The sequence below is a fragment of the Shewanella sp. 125m-7 genome, from assembly GCF_052977045.1.
In genome coordinates, this window is record NZ_JBRILQ010000006.1 from 146,454 (window position 1) to 162,377 (window position 15,924).

Here is a 15,924-nt window from a genome sequence, read left to right on the forward strand (position 1 = left end):
TCTCAAAGGCAAAAAGTCGCCTAATTATGCCGTGAATCCACACCCTAAGGAAAGTCGAAAGGCTCTGGAATCCCTCTTAGTCGATAGTTCTTAAGCGTTAAAGGCTATAATCGAAGCTAACCTCTTGGTTTTGATTGCGGATATGGCAGGGGCCGTGTTCTCTTTGGGTGCGTTGAAAGGCGGTACCAATATGTAATTCAACATTGGAAAATACATGCTTGAGCGCATCGATACGGTAATATTTGTAGTAGTTTTCTACTTCAAGTTTTAGGCTGTCATACTCGAGCTCTTCTTGCGCCCTTGTTGTGTTGATTCTGCGCTTTTCATCAAGCATCACAGTGACTTGTTCGACCATCATGGCGTCATCTTGCCACTGAGCTTTTGGGGGCAGTTTTCTGAGCTGCGCCTCAATGTTGAGCGTAGCCACCACCATTGATTTAATACTTTGATCTAACGTTTTTAGCTGCAGCTTTAAATCAGTTAGTTCCATTGCACAGTACACTTCAGTTTTTGTGTCTGCCGTTGCACCGAGAGCCACGGCTTTGATGCCTTTATTCGCCTCGGCCTTACCACCAACAAGGTCACCACGACGGCCATTAGCATCGCTGACGATCAGCTGCTGTTGAGTGCGAGTGTGACTGTGTAACAGCTGCTTAGTCACCAAGATGTTGCCTTGTGCTTCAAGCTGAGAATATTGTACAAATTGAGCACTAATTTGGCCTCGAGCAACTAACTTAGTCGATAAGCTTAAGTCTTTTAATTGCCTGCCTATAACGCCTTTACTCACCGTAATATCGCCCTTAGCTAGTAATGTCGCTGAGTCGACAAAGCCCATTACGGTAATGTCGCCAGCACTCTTAACTACCATGCCTTCACCGACATCCCCCGTAATCAGCACGCTGCCTTTAAAGTCGACATGGCCATAACCCACGTCGACATTTTTAATTTGTAGTACGTCATCGACCTGCATACCGGTCAGGGTTTCAACGGGTTGTCCGGCTACGGTGGCAATCAGTTGATTTGGGTTTTGTTTGCTTAACTCGGTGCCATTACCCGCGGTAAGTTTAAAATCCTTGCCTGGTTTTGCAATTAACTTTTCGCCGTAGACGTTATACCCGTCAATTCCTTGAGTAGCAGGAGTTTTCTCTATAAGCACATTGCCCGGTTTGACCATGATCATCGCGCCAAGGTTACGCATATCAACGGTGCCGTCGCTATTTGATTGGGGCTGTAGTAATCGCTCTCTCGCGAGAGACACTTTGCGATCTAATTTTGCGCTGCTGCCATTAATAGGCGCGCGTCCATTAGCGATAACACTGCAGCATGTCGCTCCAGGGGATAGCTTGGCAAATTCAGCTAATAATGCGTCGATTTTCGGCTTACTGAGGCCCATGCTGACTCGTTGCAGCTTGAGATTTTGCAGCACATCTCTGATACCAAGCGTTTTCCCGCCATAGGCAGCGGTCAATGTCATGCTGGCATGCATTTTATCGTCTGAGATATCAAAGCTTATTGTTGCGTTGCGCCTATCGGCAAGCTCGAAAAAAAGTTCAATGTCTCCGCCTTTTTGGTGGTGTAGCTGATTGACTTTAATAACCGCTTGGGTGATTTGGGGCTGTAATGGAAATAGGCAACTAAAGCCCGGCAAGGCTAATAGTTGCAGCAGATCGTTTTCTGTAATCGGCCCGTGGTTATTCGGAACGATTTTAAATTCGGCTTTGTGCTTGTCTTGGCTTAACTCTATGAGCTCTGGGTGCAGCATAACATTCCCGTCTTTAATTATTATTTTTAGGGATTACTAAGGGAGTAGTACCATATAAAAGACGGGTTAAAAAGTGTCACAGTCAAATATTGTGAATCAAATAATTAAGCAGATGTTTCAGGTCCAGTGAGTGATCGTTGGGCTCACTAGACCTATAGAGAGTTTGAAGGGGAATAATTACTTTTTATTGGAATAAATTTTGTATTTATTATTTTCAGCAGCCACATTCACTGAACCGAAGTTTTCAGCAATCGTATCTGAGTACGGTAGATGGCGATTAGCGACGATATGAAATAATCCACCAGAAGCTAGAGCTGCTAGGCTATCTTTTACAAAATTAGTCACAATACTCGTTGTGCTAGCAAGACCATCATGGAATGGTGGATTCGAGATAATACCGTCATAGCGAGTATTGGTCTGGTCTAAACCGTCGGAGGCAAATACCTTAGCGTTAAAACCGTTAGCGGCTAGTGTGAGCTCACAAGAGGCTAGTGCCATGGCGTTGATATCAACACATTCTAGTGTTAGCTCTGGCTGAGCCTTGAGTAATGCTGCGGCGATAACGCCTGCGCCACAACCGAAATCGAGTACTTTACCGCGCATTTTGGGTAGGTTTTCGAGTAACAGTTTTGTGCCTTCATCAAGTTTTTTCTCGCTAAAAACACCGACTAAATTACAAATAGTAATCTGCCCTTGAGGGGTATCGAGTTGATACTTAGTTTGCCAATCTTTGAGCTTAAGCTCAGGTGCTTCGCTGTTCAGCTCGCTTAAGAATACGATACAGTGGCGTGCATTATCTGCTTTAAATGGTGCATCAAAGTAGCTAGGAAGCAGTTTAGCTAGTGACTTAATACCGCCTTTATTTTCCCCGACAACAATTAGCTGTCCTTGCGGCTTTAAGTGTTTTGCCGCCAAGTTAAATAGATACGGCGCTAAGGATTTGGCTTTAGGGAAGTAAACGATAACCGTATCAAAACACTCATCGTTGGGGAGTTGATGGCCAAAATGCAGGGTTAGATCTGCTGCGGCATAAGGCAGCATCATCAGATGATGGTGATAATCTAATGCTAATCCACATACGCTACTCGCGGTATTTAATAGCTCTTTTGGGAGATGGTCGCTTTCATAGTTAAGCACCAATACTGATTGGTCTTTGACTAAATCACGGTTTCTGAGGAGGACTTGCGAAGCGTTGGTTAGCATGAGTATTCAAGGTCGAAGTGTAATTGCCTGCAATTATACCCCAACCGCTTTCGAATGCGAGTTTGGTGGCAATACCAATCAGTATAAAAAAGACCGCAGATGCTGCGGCCTTATTTGATAGCACTAATTTGGGCGAGTCACATCAAGGGTTTATTGTGTTCTTGGCAATAAACTCATCATCTTTTCGGCAATATTGGTATTGTCTTGATTACCTTTAAACAGATCGGCCGCCGGCCCCGCAGCAAAGACTTGAACATCACCACCAGTATGTCCGCTGGTTGTCCAGCCCGTAAAGCTGCGTGTATCGATTAGCTGCTTTAAGCTGGTTTCCAATGCGGCTTTGCCTTGCATGCGTGCATTGCTAAGGCGTTGTAGCTCATCTGGCTTAACGTCAAAGCCTAGTTTTTGCTTGAGCAGAACTTGCCAGTCATCAGCCGCGATGGCTTGCTCTGCGATAGCCGCTGGGCTTGCTTGTATCCCCTGAAGTAAGCCGGTATCCCAGGCATATTCTCCATTGGCACCGATAGATAAGCCGCCAGTATTATGATCGGCAGTGACCACCATTAAGGTGTCAGGGTTTGCGCGGACAAACTGCTCTACAACCTCAATGGCGTTAGCAAACCCGTGCATCTCACCCATAGCGGTCGCGATATCGTTGTTATGCCCGGCCCAATCAATCAAGCTACCTTCAACCAGTAGTACAAAACCATTTTCATTTTGCGATAATAGATCTAAGGCTTTTTGGGTTAGCACACTTAGTTGCGTTGAGTCCTGTTGGTCTATTACCCAAGGTAGTTGTACCTCAGCAAATAAGCCTAGCGCCTTGCCTTGAGTTAACGTATCGAGCTGATTCAGCTGGCTAATATATTGATAGCCCTTAGCTTTAAATTGCGCTAACAACTCCTCTGGAAAGTACTTTTGACCGCCACCTAAGATGACGTCAGCCTCTGATGCTAAGTAGCTTTTGGCTATCTCATCATAGTTGCGACGACTTTCGTTATGGGCCAAAAATGCTGCCGGGGTTGCATGGTTAACTTGAGAGGTCACCGCCACTCCGGTTGCCATGCCACGCTGTTTTGCCATCTGCATGATAGTGGTGAGCGGATGTTTGTTTACATCAACAGAGATGGCACCGTTATAGCTCTTAACGCCAGTGGCAAGCGCTGTCGCAGAGGCGGCAGAGTCAGTCACATAGCCGCTTTGTCTTGCAGGATAGGTGGACGCCATGCCGACAAGTAACCGATCAAAAACAGTTTGCTCTATCTCTTCGGTGTCAGGGTTATCTTGGTAATAGCGATAAGCGCTGGTATACGCCGGACCCATCCCATCACCTATCATGATAATCATGTTTTTTGGACGCGAGGGCACGTCATGAATATCGACGTTAGCCGATGCAAATAGAGGTAACACAACGAGGGCGCTAATGGCCCAAGTTAATGTTTTTGTTAGGTTCATGCCGGATCCTTTGGCTAAGCTAATTTATTAATACGGGCTTCAATGGCGTTCATTAACATGCCAGTGATATCCACATCGAATGCAGCTTCAATCTCTTTGATGCACGTTGGACTAGTGACGTTAATTTCGGTGAGCTTGTCGCCAATCACATCCAGGCCGACAAAGATAAGGCCGCGCTTTTTAAGTTCTGGGCCAATCGTGCGAGCGATATGCCAATCAGACTCAGATAATGGCTGCGCCACACCTCGGCCACCCGCAGCTAAGTTACCGCGAGTTTCGCCCTTTTGCGGAATACGCGCTAACGAATAAGGAACTGGTTCACCATCGACGACTAGGATGCGTTTATCGCCAGCTGTAATATCGGGAATAAAGGCCTGCACCATCGCGTATTGCTGACCTTCGCTAGTTAAGGTTTCGATGATAACGCCTAAGTTAGGGTCATCTTTTTTCACTCGAAAAATAGAGCTGCCGCCCATACCGTCGAGAGGCTTAAGAATGATGTCACCCTTTGCTTGATGAAAAGCGCGGATACGCTGCTCTGAGCGGGTCACAATGGTTTCAGGAGTAAACTCAGAGAACCAAGCGGTGAACAGCTTTTCGTTAGCATCACGTAGACTTTGCGGCTTATTAACAATTAGCACGCCTTGCTCTTCTGCGCGTTCAAGCATGTAAGTCGCGTAGATAAACTCGGTATCAAACGGTGGGTCTTTGCGCATCAAGATCACGTCTAGATCGGCAAGTGGCGTATCAACGGCTTCTTCAAGCTGATACCACTGCTGTGGATCGTTTTTAACGGTCAATGCACTCATGGTTGCCATTGCTTGGCCGTTGACCATGGCAAGATCTTTCATCTCCATGTAGAAAAGCTGGTAACCACGAGACTGCGCTGCCATTAACATTGCAAAGCTAGAATCTTTCTTGATGTTGATCTCGCCGATGGGATCCATCACGATGCCGAGTTTAATCATGGAGCGTATTCCTTATCTTGTATTCGTTTCAACGATAAATATGGGGGCGTTAACGCCCGATTTCTAGCGCTTAACGGACTCATTTTGTACTTGGCGATGTCCAATCTTGGCCACCGCGTCTGGGTTTATCTGAACTTTGAGTATTTAGCCTATATCACCGAACTTGAGCTGCAGTGCACTGATTGTCGTTAGTGCGGCAGTTTCTGTGCGCAGTACGCGAGGGCCAAGCAACACATCGGTAAAGTGGTGCTCTTCGGTCATGGCGATTTCCGGCGCAGACAATCCGCCTTCAGGGCCGATCACTAGTCTGACTCGATTATTGGGCAGCGATAGGCCATTTACCCCGTGAGAGGCACGCGGGTGCAAGTTAAGCTTTACCGCAATAGATGGCTCCGCGCACCAGTCAGCTAACTGCATGGCGGGGCGAACCACAGGCACGACACTGCGGCCTGATTGCTCGCATGCACTGACAACAATCTTTTGCCACTGCTGGATTTTTTTCTCTAAGCGCTCACCGCTAAGCTTTACGCCGCAGCGTTCTGAAAACAGTGGGGTGATAGTGTTGACCCCAAGCTCGACTGATTTTTGAATGGTAAAGTCCATTCTATCGCCGCGAGAGATCACCTGGCCTAAATGTAGATTTAGTGGTGACTCACTGTCATTGGCCTCGCAAGAGAGGACCTTTACTTCGACATTTTTCTTACTGGCGCTGACAATTTCTGCAAGGTAGTCATTACCATCGCCATTGAAAAGACTAACCTGCTCGCCAACAGACATGCGCAGTACGCGGCCAACATGACCCGCCGCTTCATCATCTAATGCTACCGACTGGCCGACAATTAGTGTTGATTCTTGATAAATTCTTGGCACTCTCATGATATTACTAGCCTTATTCTGCGTATGTTTGCGAGTCTTTTAAGCGCTGACATTGAGCCTGTACAAACTCATTGTGATTGCCTTGAACCTTGGCAATCTCATTGTCGCGTCGACATTCAATAGTATCAACTGGATCGGTTTTATCCCATGCTTTAAATAACTTTAATTGGCTGCTGGATATTTTCAACGAATAAGTTTTTTGCATGTATAGATAGGTTCGTGCGATTTGGCCACGAGTATGTGCTGGTGGTTGAACTTTACGGCCTTTAAAATCAACACTGACTTGGCACTGACCGTACTGTGTTGGTTTAGCGTTCCACTGGCTGAATCGATAATTACTGCGATCGCCATTCACCTCGCCAATGGCTGGCACTAAGTTATGTAGATCAGACTCCATTTTTTTGAAGGTTTTATCTTTACGGCCGCAGTTTTTACGTCCGCCTTCTTGCCAGCAAAGGCGCTGATGACCAAATTCCCATGCAGCAACTACGTGTTCCCACTCGATGCGCGCTGCACGTTTTTCTTGTTTGCGTACTTCATAGCCACAGCGTGCAAAATCTGTGGTCCATTTCTTACCTTTAACTTTAATATCGCAGCCGCAATAGAAGCTGGTTTGGGGCAAGTGCTTAAGGTAGATATTTCTTGCGTGTTTCTTGGCTTGATTAAAGCTGGTTGGGTGAGCTGGTGAAGCCTGAGCTATTTGGGGTAACAGCCACATAAGGCCAAGCGCTAATGTAAGCACCTTGATAAATGACATCTAAAAAATCCTAAAAAAATACGGTAATCACGAATCGATTGTTCGCTGGCGGGGGATTGTAAGTGAGGCGTCGTTTTGTCGCAATGCTAGCGATGCAAAGGGGAGATAATAGGGTTAATTAACAGCAATGTATCCTGCTTAGCTGTGGGTGATATCAATTTTTGGGATCAATTTTGGGGATCAACTGGAAATGATATCAGTTGCTATTACTTGGGGTGTAACTTATGGCCACATTTACGGCAGCGGTAATGGGTTTGGCCGCGCAGCACCTTGTTATGGCGACGGATGCTCAGCTTGATAGGCCCGCAAAGGCAGTGGTATTCATATGTCTTGCCTTCCACAGCTGTGGTATCGAAACTGTGGGTGGTGCGTGGCGTTCTGCCATACAGATGCTGCATCAGATATTGCCATTCAAGCCCGTGTGGCTTTACTCGGCCATAGAGTTGGAAGGCCAAAAGGTGGCAGATCTCATGAGGCACGACATCATCTAAAAAGGCTTGTTGGTTATCGTTAAGCAGTTTAGCGTTAAAGCGTAGCTTGTTTAGCTGCAGGTGGGCAGTACCGGCGCTCTTTCCCCGCAGAGCAAAACTAATTACAGGCCTTGGGAATCGTTTGCTAAGTGTGTTTTCAGCAATTTGATAGCAATGTTCAACTTGCTGCGCGATGTGTTGTTGCAGTGGGTCGACAAATGTCATGACAGGGTGGCTATTAGCTGTTTGCCTCGTATTTTGTAACGACTTGAATGGGTTAATCGCTTTGAACATTAAACCTTATTGCTCCGTTAGCCTATTCGTACTCAGTAAAAATACCCTCCTCGTAACATACTGTCTCCGTAAATACAGTTGCCATAAAAGACAGGGCTCACACTATATAAAGTATGAGCCTTGTATTTTAACCTAGAGTGGTTTGGTGAACCAGCAAAACCCGGTACGATTGGACGGTATCGATCCTATTCAGCTAGAGGCTTGTTGCGGCTGCGACGACCATGTCTCTGACTTGATTGACGATCTCAGTTTCGGTTTTGACATCATACGCTGCAATACGTGGAGTATGGATATGCCCAACTGGAATGCCGCTGTTAAACTGTTTTTGCAGCAAAATAGCGCGGTAAGAGATTTCATTTGATAGGTAGCCGCCACCTGAACCTTCAACTGACTGAGAAGCTTGTAGTTGTGCCAATGAGCTAGCTTCGAATTCACCACGTTCTAATGTCGATACTGTGTGATTATCGTTGACTTTCCATGGACCTTTTACTGTTTGCATCGCGGCAATCGGTAATGAAAACTCGACAAATTCAGGGCCATTGAGTGTGCCGCCGTTGAACTTCGGCGCGATAGGGGCCTGTTTGGTTGCGCCGGTGAGTACGTTTAGGTTATCTGGGGCCGCCGCACTGCGGTTACGACCGGGGAAACGTTCAATATCAAAATCATCACGGCCCATGCTCACGGTAAAGATCATGTCCACGCTATTATCACGATAGATAGGCGTGAGCAGGGATTCAATCATGCCCTCATCAAAATCGGCAAAGCGCACTGGGATCATTACCGTTTCAATTTGTGCTTGTTTGCCATCAATTTTAAAGCGGTAACCGTCTAGTGCCAGCGCTGCGAGTCCTGCGGGATTGCTCTGGTCTATATTGCGATCAAGCAAGAAAGGGTCGAAGCCTGTTAGTAGAATTTTTATCTGGGCGTCATCTTTGAAGTTCAGGTCGCTAAAGCCACGAGATGACTTTTCGACTGCCTTGAGCAAAATATCCCGTTGCCAGCCTGCGATATTAAAGTTGGGTTTGTGCGTCTTCAGAAGTTCCCGCATCGCTAAGCGATTCCAATATAAAGAGCGATCATCTAAATGGCCAGACTGCACGTCTCTAACTGCTTGCTGCCATAACCTAAGCCCCTGATGAGCGACCATTTGAGTGATTTTTAACTCATCAGAATGTTGGCTATATTTTTCGCCTAAACTTCCGATAAATGCCTGATAGCGACTGACAACATCGGGCATCGCTTGAGTTGCCGTTGGTAGGCGCGATTCCTCAGCATCAAGTGTTGCAAACGCGGGTTGAAAGAGTGTTACAGAGGTCAGCGCGCTAACAAGTATTGCAGTGCTGAAAGTGGTCATTGCCAAGTCCTTTCTTATTATTGCTACAACTTTATATCGCTATTTATTTTTCTACTGGATAAGTTGCAGTTTTATATTGTTTTTCGAGAGATTAAGTTGCTCAGTATGCACCACTATAAACGGTATTGAAAGTGACACTGTTGCTTGCCATTTTTAACTTTCAATTCTGATGGTTAACAGGCTATAGCCCACTGTTTATCGTATTTAGCTTCAGGTTGTGCAACCGTTTTACTAGCGCTAAAATTTACAGACTTGTTTATCTTATCGTCGATTTGATAACTATACTCTATGAGCTTTCAGATTATGACTGGAGAGGATTGGCGGGCTTAGTGACCACAAAAGAGTTTGTTAGCTGCTGAGAATTAAACGGTTGATGGGCTGCTTGTGTGCAAGGAGATGTGAGTCTAAGGAGTAGATGATGAAATACGTAAGCGTGATAGGGCATCTATATGATGAGTATTTGTGTCAACAGTTAAAGAGAAAAGGGATATATGTAGACTTTTACAATAGCGCTAACCTTAACGAGTTTAATTCTGACTGCCATTTATTGTTGCTTGATTTGAGGGGCAAGGAAGATACCCGTTGGGCTGAAGAAATAATCAAGCTGTGCCACAAGGCGACATTGGTGATTATGCTTATCGAACGTCCCCAACTTAGATCTTCTTACACGCAAAAATTGATTAGTTTGTATGCTTGGGATTATCACACCGCGCCATTGGATGTTGATAGATTGTTAAGGTTGATTGGTCATGCTTTAGGCTTGGTAAGGCTTCGTCAGCAATGTGAAAATGAGCAGCAACAATACCAATGTGATGATGCTAAGACAGTGATGAACTCTAATGCAATGCAGGTACTCAGTAAACAGGTTAGTAGGGCGGCACCGACAAATATCCCGATTCTTATCCGTGGTGAAAGTGGTACCGGAAAAGAGCTTATCGCCAAGAAAATCCATCAAGACTCTTCCCGAACCTGTGGCCCCTTTATTGCGGTCAACTGTGGCTCATTAAGCTCAGGCGTAGTGCAGTCAGAGCTGTTTGGGCATGAGAAAGGCTCCTTTACCGGGGCTGTGAGCAGTCATAAGGGGAAGATCTCGCAAGCCGATGGTGGCACGTTATTTTTAGATGAAATAGGCGACCTGCCACTTGAGCAGCAAGTCAATTTGCTGCGCTTCTTGCAAGAGGGGACATTTGATAGTGTCGGTGGCAGCAAACCCCAAACTGCTGATGTACGTATCGTGGCGGCAACCCATATCGATCTCGAGGCGGCGATTGAGCGCGGTGAGTTTCGTTTAGATCTGTTTTATCGCCTCAATGGGATCACTTTAGAGTTACCCCCTTTACGAGAACGTAAAGAAGATATTATTCCTTTGGCCGATCACTTCTGTGAGAAATACGTTGGTGAGTTTAATACACGGCTATGCAGTTTCAGTGAGCAAGCTAAGGGCGCAATGCTCGAGCATGCATGGATTGGTAACGTGCGAGAACTGATTAATAAAATTCGCCGTGCGGTTATTTTATGTGAAAACGGCATTATTCAAGCTGCAGACTTGGAGCTAAATGAAGAACTCGTTAGCTCGGAGCTGACTCAAGGCTTAAAAAATATCAAAGATGAGGTCGAGAAAAATGCCGTCGTGACTGCAATTCAGCGCTATAACGGCAAAATGGAACGTGTTGCTCGAGACCTTCAAATCTCTAGAGCCACGTTATACCGACTCATTGATAAACATGAGATCAGCTCTCTAGAGTCGTGATCTCAATAGTGAGATCGCGAACACCATTTGTGATTACTTCAATATCAACAACTTAGCTTTTATTAGTCTTACAATTGAGACAAGTGCTGAGTTGTTTAATCTTAACTCTCTGAAATCATTACTTTTGATCGTTTGGCCTGGTGATTGCTAACTCTCTGTACGGTTTTAGTAAATTGTCGGGTGTTGAATGAAATTAAGCAGTATTCAAGGAGGAGTATTTCTTTGCCTAGCAGGCTTTGCATCTGTTGCCTGGTCGAACGGCGGTAATACCACCCTCATTCAACATGTTGATAATAATGCGACGATCGGTACAAAGTCTTTTAGCAACAACAGTGGACGTATCGCAATCAATCAGGCTGCAGGCGGCAGCAATCTACAATCCAATAGCCATGCTATTGGCGATCGAGTTGTCATATTATCAGATCAAAAAAATCCCTACCTATCGTTAGCTGAACCCTCTAATGGACAAAACCTTTCATATATTGAAGCACTGGCTTTTGAAAATACACAAGGTCTTATTAGCGTTAATCAGGTGAGTGGGCAGGGGAATATTCAAGCTAATCTTGGCGCAATTGCTTTGCAGTCCGTGATTGGCTTGGGATTAGATGATAGTGCACTTGATAATATTGTAAGCCCTACCGCTTTGCCACTCGAACATCACGATACGAACCTTACCGTTATTGCTTCAGATAGTTTTGAAAATGCTCAAGGAATTGTGCAAATCAATCAAATTTCTGGTGATGGAAACAGCGCCATAAATCAGTTCTCGCTGCAGTTACCTAGTGGGAATTAAGTTACTTAAATGGAGATATGAAAATGGAAATGAAGAAATTAACCCTAGTGATCTGTATTGGTGCAGCAATCAGTGGTAGTGCCTTTGCTAACGGGGAGCATAACGGCGGTTCTAATGGTGAGTCAGATAGTAGCGTGACCTTAACCAAAGATGTTGAAGTCACAAAAGATGTGACTTTTAAAGGTGGCGCCCTTGTTTTAGGTGTCATTAAAGTCGATGGCTTGGGCATGGCGGTAGTTGAAAATAAACAGTCTGCAGGGCCAAACTGGATTGATAATTCTTATGTAGAGAACGATGCCAGTATATCTGGTTCTGCATTTAATGGCGCCAGCGGTAATATTGGTGTCAACCAAGCGGCTGGTGATTTTAACGTGCAGGCTAATTCGGCGGCTCTTGCCTCTATTGATGCATCATTTGCCTTTGGGGCGGGTGACGCTGAAATCTTTAGTACTCAATCTGCAATGGGCAACTACACCGATAACTATGCCTCGACTAACAGTGCTAGTGTGGGAGGAAGTTCTTTCCAAGGTGCCTCGGGTAATATTGGGGTAAACGTTGCTTCGGGTGGCAACAATGTTCAGGCCAATAATATGGCGGCTTCAGCTCACAAGGGCAGCATGGGAGAAGCGACAGTATTGAACGCCCAGTCTACCGGTTATAGCAAGGTAATGAATACCAGTGTTGTGCAAAATACGACTGAATCTGTTGCGGTTAATTTTGCGTTGAATGCTTCAGGTACATATTCTGGTACGTCAGATCAAAATGCCGCTTATTATCCTGAGATCTGGAAGGATAGTGACGGTGCACATAACACTCCTGGTGCGTCTATATGGGGTCATATTGATATGGATAATCAAAACCCAACCGGAGCTGATGGCTTGAGTTTTGATGAGAGTGGTGACATGGCATTGGCGGGTACAGTGAGTGGTCAGCTACCTATTTACATCGAAACTGTCACCCAAAAAACCACCAACACAGCATCAATTGGTGGCAGTGCCTTCCAAAATGCGTCGGGCAACATTGGCGTAAATATGGCTTCTGGTCACGGTAACTTACAGTCTAATAACTTATCACTAACCAGCATGACAGGAGGAGCAATCGTTTCTGAAAATCCATAAATCTTCATTTTGGTATCCACAGTAGCCTGAGTTGGTTTCAGGCTACTGCTACAAGGATGTGTTATGAACAAATATCTACTTATTGGTGTAATAGCTTGGATTTCTCCAGGCTTGTTTGCTGCTGAAATCATGTTAACAGGCATGATCCCCGGAATGGGAAATTACAGTAAAAATATCCAAAGTATACGAGAGCGAAAATTTGAGTTTGTGGTGCAGCAAAGAACCGACTTCTCCTGTGGCGCCGCAAGCTTGGCAAGCATTCTCAAATACGGCTACGGCAAAGCTGACATAACTGAAGAACATGTGCTGTTGGGCATGTTAAAGGTTTCTGACATGGCTATTGTGCAGGAACAAGGTTTTTCTTTGTTGGATATGAAGCGGTATTTGGGTTCGCAAAATATGCGTGGCCGGGGTTACCGTGTTGGCGTTAAAGAACTACGGCAGTTAAAAATCCCCGCGATTGTGTTGTTAAACGATGGGGGCTATAGCCATTTTGTTGTGATGAGAAGGTTCACTGAAAAACAAGTTTTTTTGGGTGATCCTGCATTGGGTAATCGGATTTTAACATATGACGAATTTACCGAAAAGTGGAATGGTATTGTCTTTGTCGTTATCGGTAACGAATACATTAAAGATAATCCGCTACTTCAACCACGGGCTCAGCTGACTTATAACACGCTTGGTCCTATGCAACCGCTATCAGACGCCGAGCTATTAGAGTTTGGCTTTGAGTATGCAGACATGCTCTAGGAGGCAAAATGAGATTTTGCTTGATAACAGGGATTTTGTTAGCTAATTCGGTATTTGCATCTAATACGCCCTTGGAGGTTTTTGAGGGTAAGGCTCCCTTATTAGATGAAGAATTAGCTGAGTTAAGAGGTAAGTACACTGAAAATGGTCAGGACTTCTATTTTGGCCTACACATGCAAACACACTATATCAACGAGCAAGGAGTGACGCAGCAAGTACAGATGCAGGTTGAAATGTCCAATGCCAGCAGTGGTCCAGCAATGCGAATTACTGTAGCTGATGCCGTTTCTTCAACGGGGGATAGCCTTGACTTGTCGGCCAGTGGTCAGCAAACGGGTTTACAGCAGAGGATCCAAATTGCTGGTGATTTTAATCAGGTTAATAATCAATTGAATTTTGAGCAGGGTAATTTAAACCCACTCGCCAATGGCGTAGAGATTGTCATAGGTCAAAATTTAGTGAATAGCAGTGGTGAGGTTGTTTACTCTACGGCGAATGGGCAATTGGGTTACCACGTGGGCATGTCATCGGCCTCCTTTGGGCAAGGCGTTAGCTCCCAAAACGGTAACGGACAGCTAGTTCAATCAATTCAAGTTGAAGGGGCTTTTCATCAAATATCGAACACGTCATTGATCCGTTATCAAGGTATCGATCTTGGTGTTAAAGAGCGCCAATTACTCGGTCAACAAGTACGCGATATTATCGGGATTGGTCTATAGTTTTTAAAAGCATAATAAAGGATGACAAAAATGGATTTTAAATGGACTAAAGTGGCGTTACTTGTTTCCATTTCTTGCCTGCATTTTTCTAGCTTCGGGGCTGATGGCCCTAAAGCCGCGATGACAGAAGCTGAAGAGCTACAGTTGCTAAAAAAGCAACTTATTTTGCTAAATCAGCAATTACAGATGCAGCAAAAAGCCATCAACCAGATGGCACAGAAAGTGTTATCCAAAGAGGCTACATTGACGCAAAACAATGGCGCACAAGCAGCACAAGCACAAGCACAGGCTCAATCTGTAGCAAGACCACCTCAGCAGGGGACACAGATAGCGAGTTCACAAGCAGCAACTGAAACCCAAATTAAGAAAGAACCTGAACGTTCTCGCAGTACTGAAGATGTACTGCAAGAAGCCCACAACGTGTTTGACCGTAAACTCACAATAGAACCTTCTTTGACTTACAGCTATTACGGTCGTAAAGATCTTATCTTGCGTGGCTTTTTAGCACTGGATGCTATTTTCTTGGGTAACCTAAATTTAGACCGAATTCGTTCAAATACGGTTCAGCTCGATCTCACTACGCGTTATACCTTAAACGATAGTTGGCAGTTTGAAATGGCGATGCCATTTGTGTACCGCCTGAATAAGTATGAGTCGGTGGGCGAAGGTAACTCGAGTCAACTTTATGAATCTGCCGATGTGGAAGGCGGGCAGATTGGCGATATGAGTGTTGCTGCTTATTATCGAATCATGACCGAAGGTAATGGATGGCCTGACTGGGTTTGGAATGTTAGGGCGCGTATGCCTACAGGTACTGACCCATTTGGGATTAACTTAGAGTCGTCAGAGTCTGGCAATCTGACTTATCCAGACCAAATTGCCACAGGTGCTGGCGTATGGGGATTTTCAACTGGATTTAGCTTAGCTAAAACCTATGATCCGGCTATTGTCTTCTTTAACTTAAATTATGGCACCTTCTTGCCAGAAGAATATGGCGATCTTTCGGGCCTTCCGGGTCTTTCACCTGGAGAGATAGATCTGGGTGATTACATCGATTACAGCTTTGGATTGGCCTTTGCTGTGTCTGAGCGGATGAGCATTGGTATGAGCTTTAACCAGCGATTTTTCACTAAGACTCAACAAAGGCCTCTTGGTGGTGAATGGCAAGATATTGCTCGAACCGACACCAATACAGCGAATTTAGGTTTAGGGGCAACACTGGCTTTAACAGAAAACTTCTCAATGGTGACTAGTGTTGGTGCCGGTTTAACTGAAGATTCACCGGATTATCAAATTAGTTTACGCTTCCCTTATCGTTTTTAAGTTGGTCCATAAGCTGGTGGTCATAAATGCGATTATACGGTTAAAGGTGTTGTCACCATTAAGGATGATGTTATTGCAGAGGTTTATCTGAATAATTACATCATCATAGATTGTAGTGACTCTTGGCTAGTAAAGTGTTTATAAAAGAGGTCTAAGAATACACTGATGTTAGTAGCTCATTGTCGCCAGTTCAATTACATCATCATAGATTGTAGTGACTCTTGGCTAGTAAAGTGTTTATAAAAGAGGTCTAATAATACACTGATGTTAGTAGCTCATTGTCGCCAGTTCAATTACATCATCATAGATTGTAGTGACTCTTGGCTAGTAAA

At 44.9% G+C, this 15,924-nt stretch carries 14 protein-coding genes; 6 read left to right on the plus strand and 8 right to left on the minus strand.

Going from position 1 to position 15,924, the window contains the following annotated elements; translation table 11 throughout:
- Window positions 1-97 precede the first annotated feature (97 nt).
- The 8 genes from ACVBIL_RS04785 to ACVBIL_RS04820 all read right to left on the minus strand — a co-directional run bounded on the left by ACVBIL_RS04785 (window position 98) and on the right by ACVBIL_RS04820 (window position 9,139).
- The gene (locus ACVBIL_RS04785) at window positions 98-1,762 is read right to left on the minus strand and encodes a DUF342 domain-containing protein (protein ID WP_447165848.1); all 1,665 of its coding nucleotides are present in this window, start codon (window positions 1,760-1,762) and stop codon (window positions 98-100) included.
- Window positions 1,763-1,939: 177 nt separating this feature from the next.
- Window positions 1,940-2,965 (minus strand): methyltransferase, encoded by a 1,026-nt coding sequence (locus ACVBIL_RS04790; RefSeq protein WP_447165849.1) that lies wholly within the window; start codon window positions 2,963-2,965, stop codon window positions 1,940-1,942.
- A 150-nt stretch (window positions 2,966-3,115) separates the two neighbouring features.
- A complete protein-coding gene (locus ACVBIL_RS04795) occupies window positions 3,116-4,420 on the minus strand; it encodes an alkaline phosphatase (protein ID WP_447165850.1) in 1,305 nt (434 codons plus the stop codon).
- A 14-nt stretch (window positions 4,421-4,434) separates the two neighbouring features.
- Window positions 4,435-5,388 carry a glutathione synthase gene (gene gshB / locus ACVBIL_RS04800; RefSeq protein WP_447165851.1) on the minus strand — a complete coding sequence of 318 codons (954 nt, stop codon included), beginning with the start codon at window positions 5,386-5,388 and terminating at the stop codon, window positions 4,435-4,437.
- A 144-nt stretch (window positions 5,389-5,532) separates the two neighbouring features.
- A complete protein-coding gene (gene rsmE, locus ACVBIL_RS04805) occupies window positions 5,533-6,264 on the minus strand; it encodes a 16S rRNA (uracil(1498)-N(3))-methyltransferase (protein ID WP_447165852.1) in 732 nt (243 codons plus the stop codon).
- A gap of 13 nt (window positions 6,265-6,277) precedes the next feature.
- Window positions 6,278-6,982 (minus strand): endonuclease, encoded by a 705-nt coding sequence (locus tag ACVBIL_RS04810; protein WP_447165862.1) that lies wholly within the window; start codon window positions 6,980-6,982, stop codon window positions 6,278-6,280.
- A 245-nt stretch (window positions 6,983-7,227) separates the two neighbouring features.
- Window positions 7,228-7,785 (minus strand): SprT family zinc-dependent metalloprotease, encoded by a 558-nt coding sequence (locus ACVBIL_RS04815; protein ID WP_447165853.1) that lies wholly within the window; start codon window positions 7,783-7,785, stop codon window positions 7,228-7,230.
- Window positions 7,786-7,978: 193 nt separating this feature from the next.
- Window positions 7,979-9,139, minus strand: a complete 1,161-nt coding sequence (locus tag ACVBIL_RS04820) for a hypothetical protein (RefSeq protein ID WP_447165854.1) — start codon at window positions 9,137-9,139, stop codon at window positions 7,979-7,981.
- Window positions 9,140-9,557: 418 nt separating this feature from the next.
- On the opposite strand from ACVBIL_RS04820, the gene ACVBIL_RS04825 reads away from it, so the two are divergent.
- From ACVBIL_RS04825 to ACVBIL_RS04850, 6 genes are all read left to right on the plus strand, one after another.
- A complete protein-coding gene (locus tag ACVBIL_RS04825; protein ID WP_447165855.1) occupies window positions 9,558-10,889 on the plus strand; it encodes a sigma-54-dependent transcriptional regulator in 1,332 nt (443 codons plus the stop codon).
- Between the two features lie 187 nt (window positions 10,890-11,076).
- Window positions 11,077-11,682, plus strand: a complete 606-nt coding sequence (locus tag ACVBIL_RS04830; RefSeq protein ID WP_447165856.1) for a hypothetical protein — start codon at window positions 11,077-11,079, stop codon at window positions 11,680-11,682.
- Window positions 11,683-11,705: 23 nt separating this feature from the next.
- On the plus strand, window positions 11,706-12,800 hold the full coding sequence (locus ACVBIL_RS04835) for a hypothetical protein (RefSeq protein WP_447165857.1): 1,095 nt from the start codon (window positions 11,706-11,708) through the stop codon (window positions 12,798-12,800).
- A 63-nt stretch (window positions 12,801-12,863) separates the two neighbouring features.
- A complete protein-coding gene (locus ACVBIL_RS04840; RefSeq protein ID WP_447165858.1) occupies window positions 12,864-13,550 on the plus strand; it encodes a C39 family peptidase in 687 nt (228 codons plus the stop codon).
- A gap of 8 nt (window positions 13,551-13,558) precedes the next feature.
- The gene (locus ACVBIL_RS04845) at window positions 13,559-14,269 is read left to right on the plus strand and encodes a hypothetical protein (protein ID WP_447165859.1); all 711 of its coding nucleotides are present in this window, start codon (window positions 13,559-13,561) and stop codon (window positions 14,267-14,269) included.
- Window positions 14,270-14,299: 30 nt separating this feature from the next.
- Window positions 14,300-15,592, plus strand: coding sequence for a transporter (locus ACVBIL_RS04850; RefSeq protein WP_447165860.1), 1,293 nt, complete (start codon window positions 14,300-14,302; stop codon window positions 15,590-15,592).
- Window positions 15,593-15,924: the final 332 nt, after the last annotated feature.

Bases quoted from the DNA above. Each gene is read 5' to 3' on its own strand.
- ACVBIL_RS04850 (WP_447165860.1), top strand. From the start codon at position 14,300: ATGGATTTTAAATGGACTAAAGTGGCGTTACTTGTTTCCATTTCTTGC.
- ACVBIL_RS04810 (WP_447165862.1), bottom strand. From the start codon at position 6,982: ATGTGGCTGTTACCCCAAATAGCTCAGGCTTCACCAGCTCACCCAACC.
- ACVBIL_RS04795 (WP_447165850.1), bottom strand. From the start codon at position 4,420: ATGAACCTAACAAAAACATTAACTTGGGCCATTAGCGCCCTCGTTGTG.
- ACVBIL_RS04825 (WP_447165855.1), top strand. From the start codon at position 9,558: ATGAAATACGTAAGCGTGATAGGGCATCTATATGATGAGTATTTGTGT.
- ACVBIL_RS04845 (WP_447165859.1), top strand. From the start codon at position 13,559: ATGAGATTTTGCTTGATAACAGGGATTTTGTTAGCTAATTCGGTATTT.
- ACVBIL_RS04835 (WP_447165857.1), top strand. From the start codon at position 11,706: ATGGAAATGAAGAAATTAACCCTAGTGATCTGTATTGGTGCAGCAATC.
- rsmE (WP_447165852.1), bottom strand. From the start codon at position 6,264: ATGAGAGTGCCAAGAATTTATCAAGAATCAACACTAATTGTCGGCCAG.
- ACVBIL_RS04840 (WP_447165858.1), top strand. From the start codon at position 12,864: ATGAACAAATATCTACTTATTGGTGTAATAGCTTGGATTTCTCCAGGC.
- ACVBIL_RS04815 (WP_447165853.1), bottom strand. From the start codon at position 7,785: ATGTTCAAAGCGATTAACCCATTCAAGTCGTTACAAAATACGAGGCAA.
- ACVBIL_RS04785 (WP_447165848.1), bottom strand. From the start codon at position 1,762: ATGCTGCACCCAGAGCTCATAGAGTTAAGCCAAGACAAGCACAAAGCC.
- gshB (WP_447165851.1), bottom strand. From the start codon at position 5,388: ATGATTAAACTCGGCATCGTGATGGATCCCATCGGCGAGATCAACATC.
- ACVBIL_RS04830 (WP_447165856.1), top strand. From the start codon at position 11,077: ATGAAATTAAGCAGTATTCAAGGAGGAGTATTTCTTTGCCTAGCAGGC.
- ACVBIL_RS04790 (WP_447165849.1), bottom strand. From the start codon at position 2,965: ATGCTAACCAACGCTTCGCAAGTCCTCCTCAGAAACCGTGATTTAGTC.
- ACVBIL_RS04820 (WP_447165854.1), bottom strand. From the start codon at position 9,139: ATGACCACTTTCAGCACTGCAATACTTGTTAGCGCGCTGACCTCTGTA.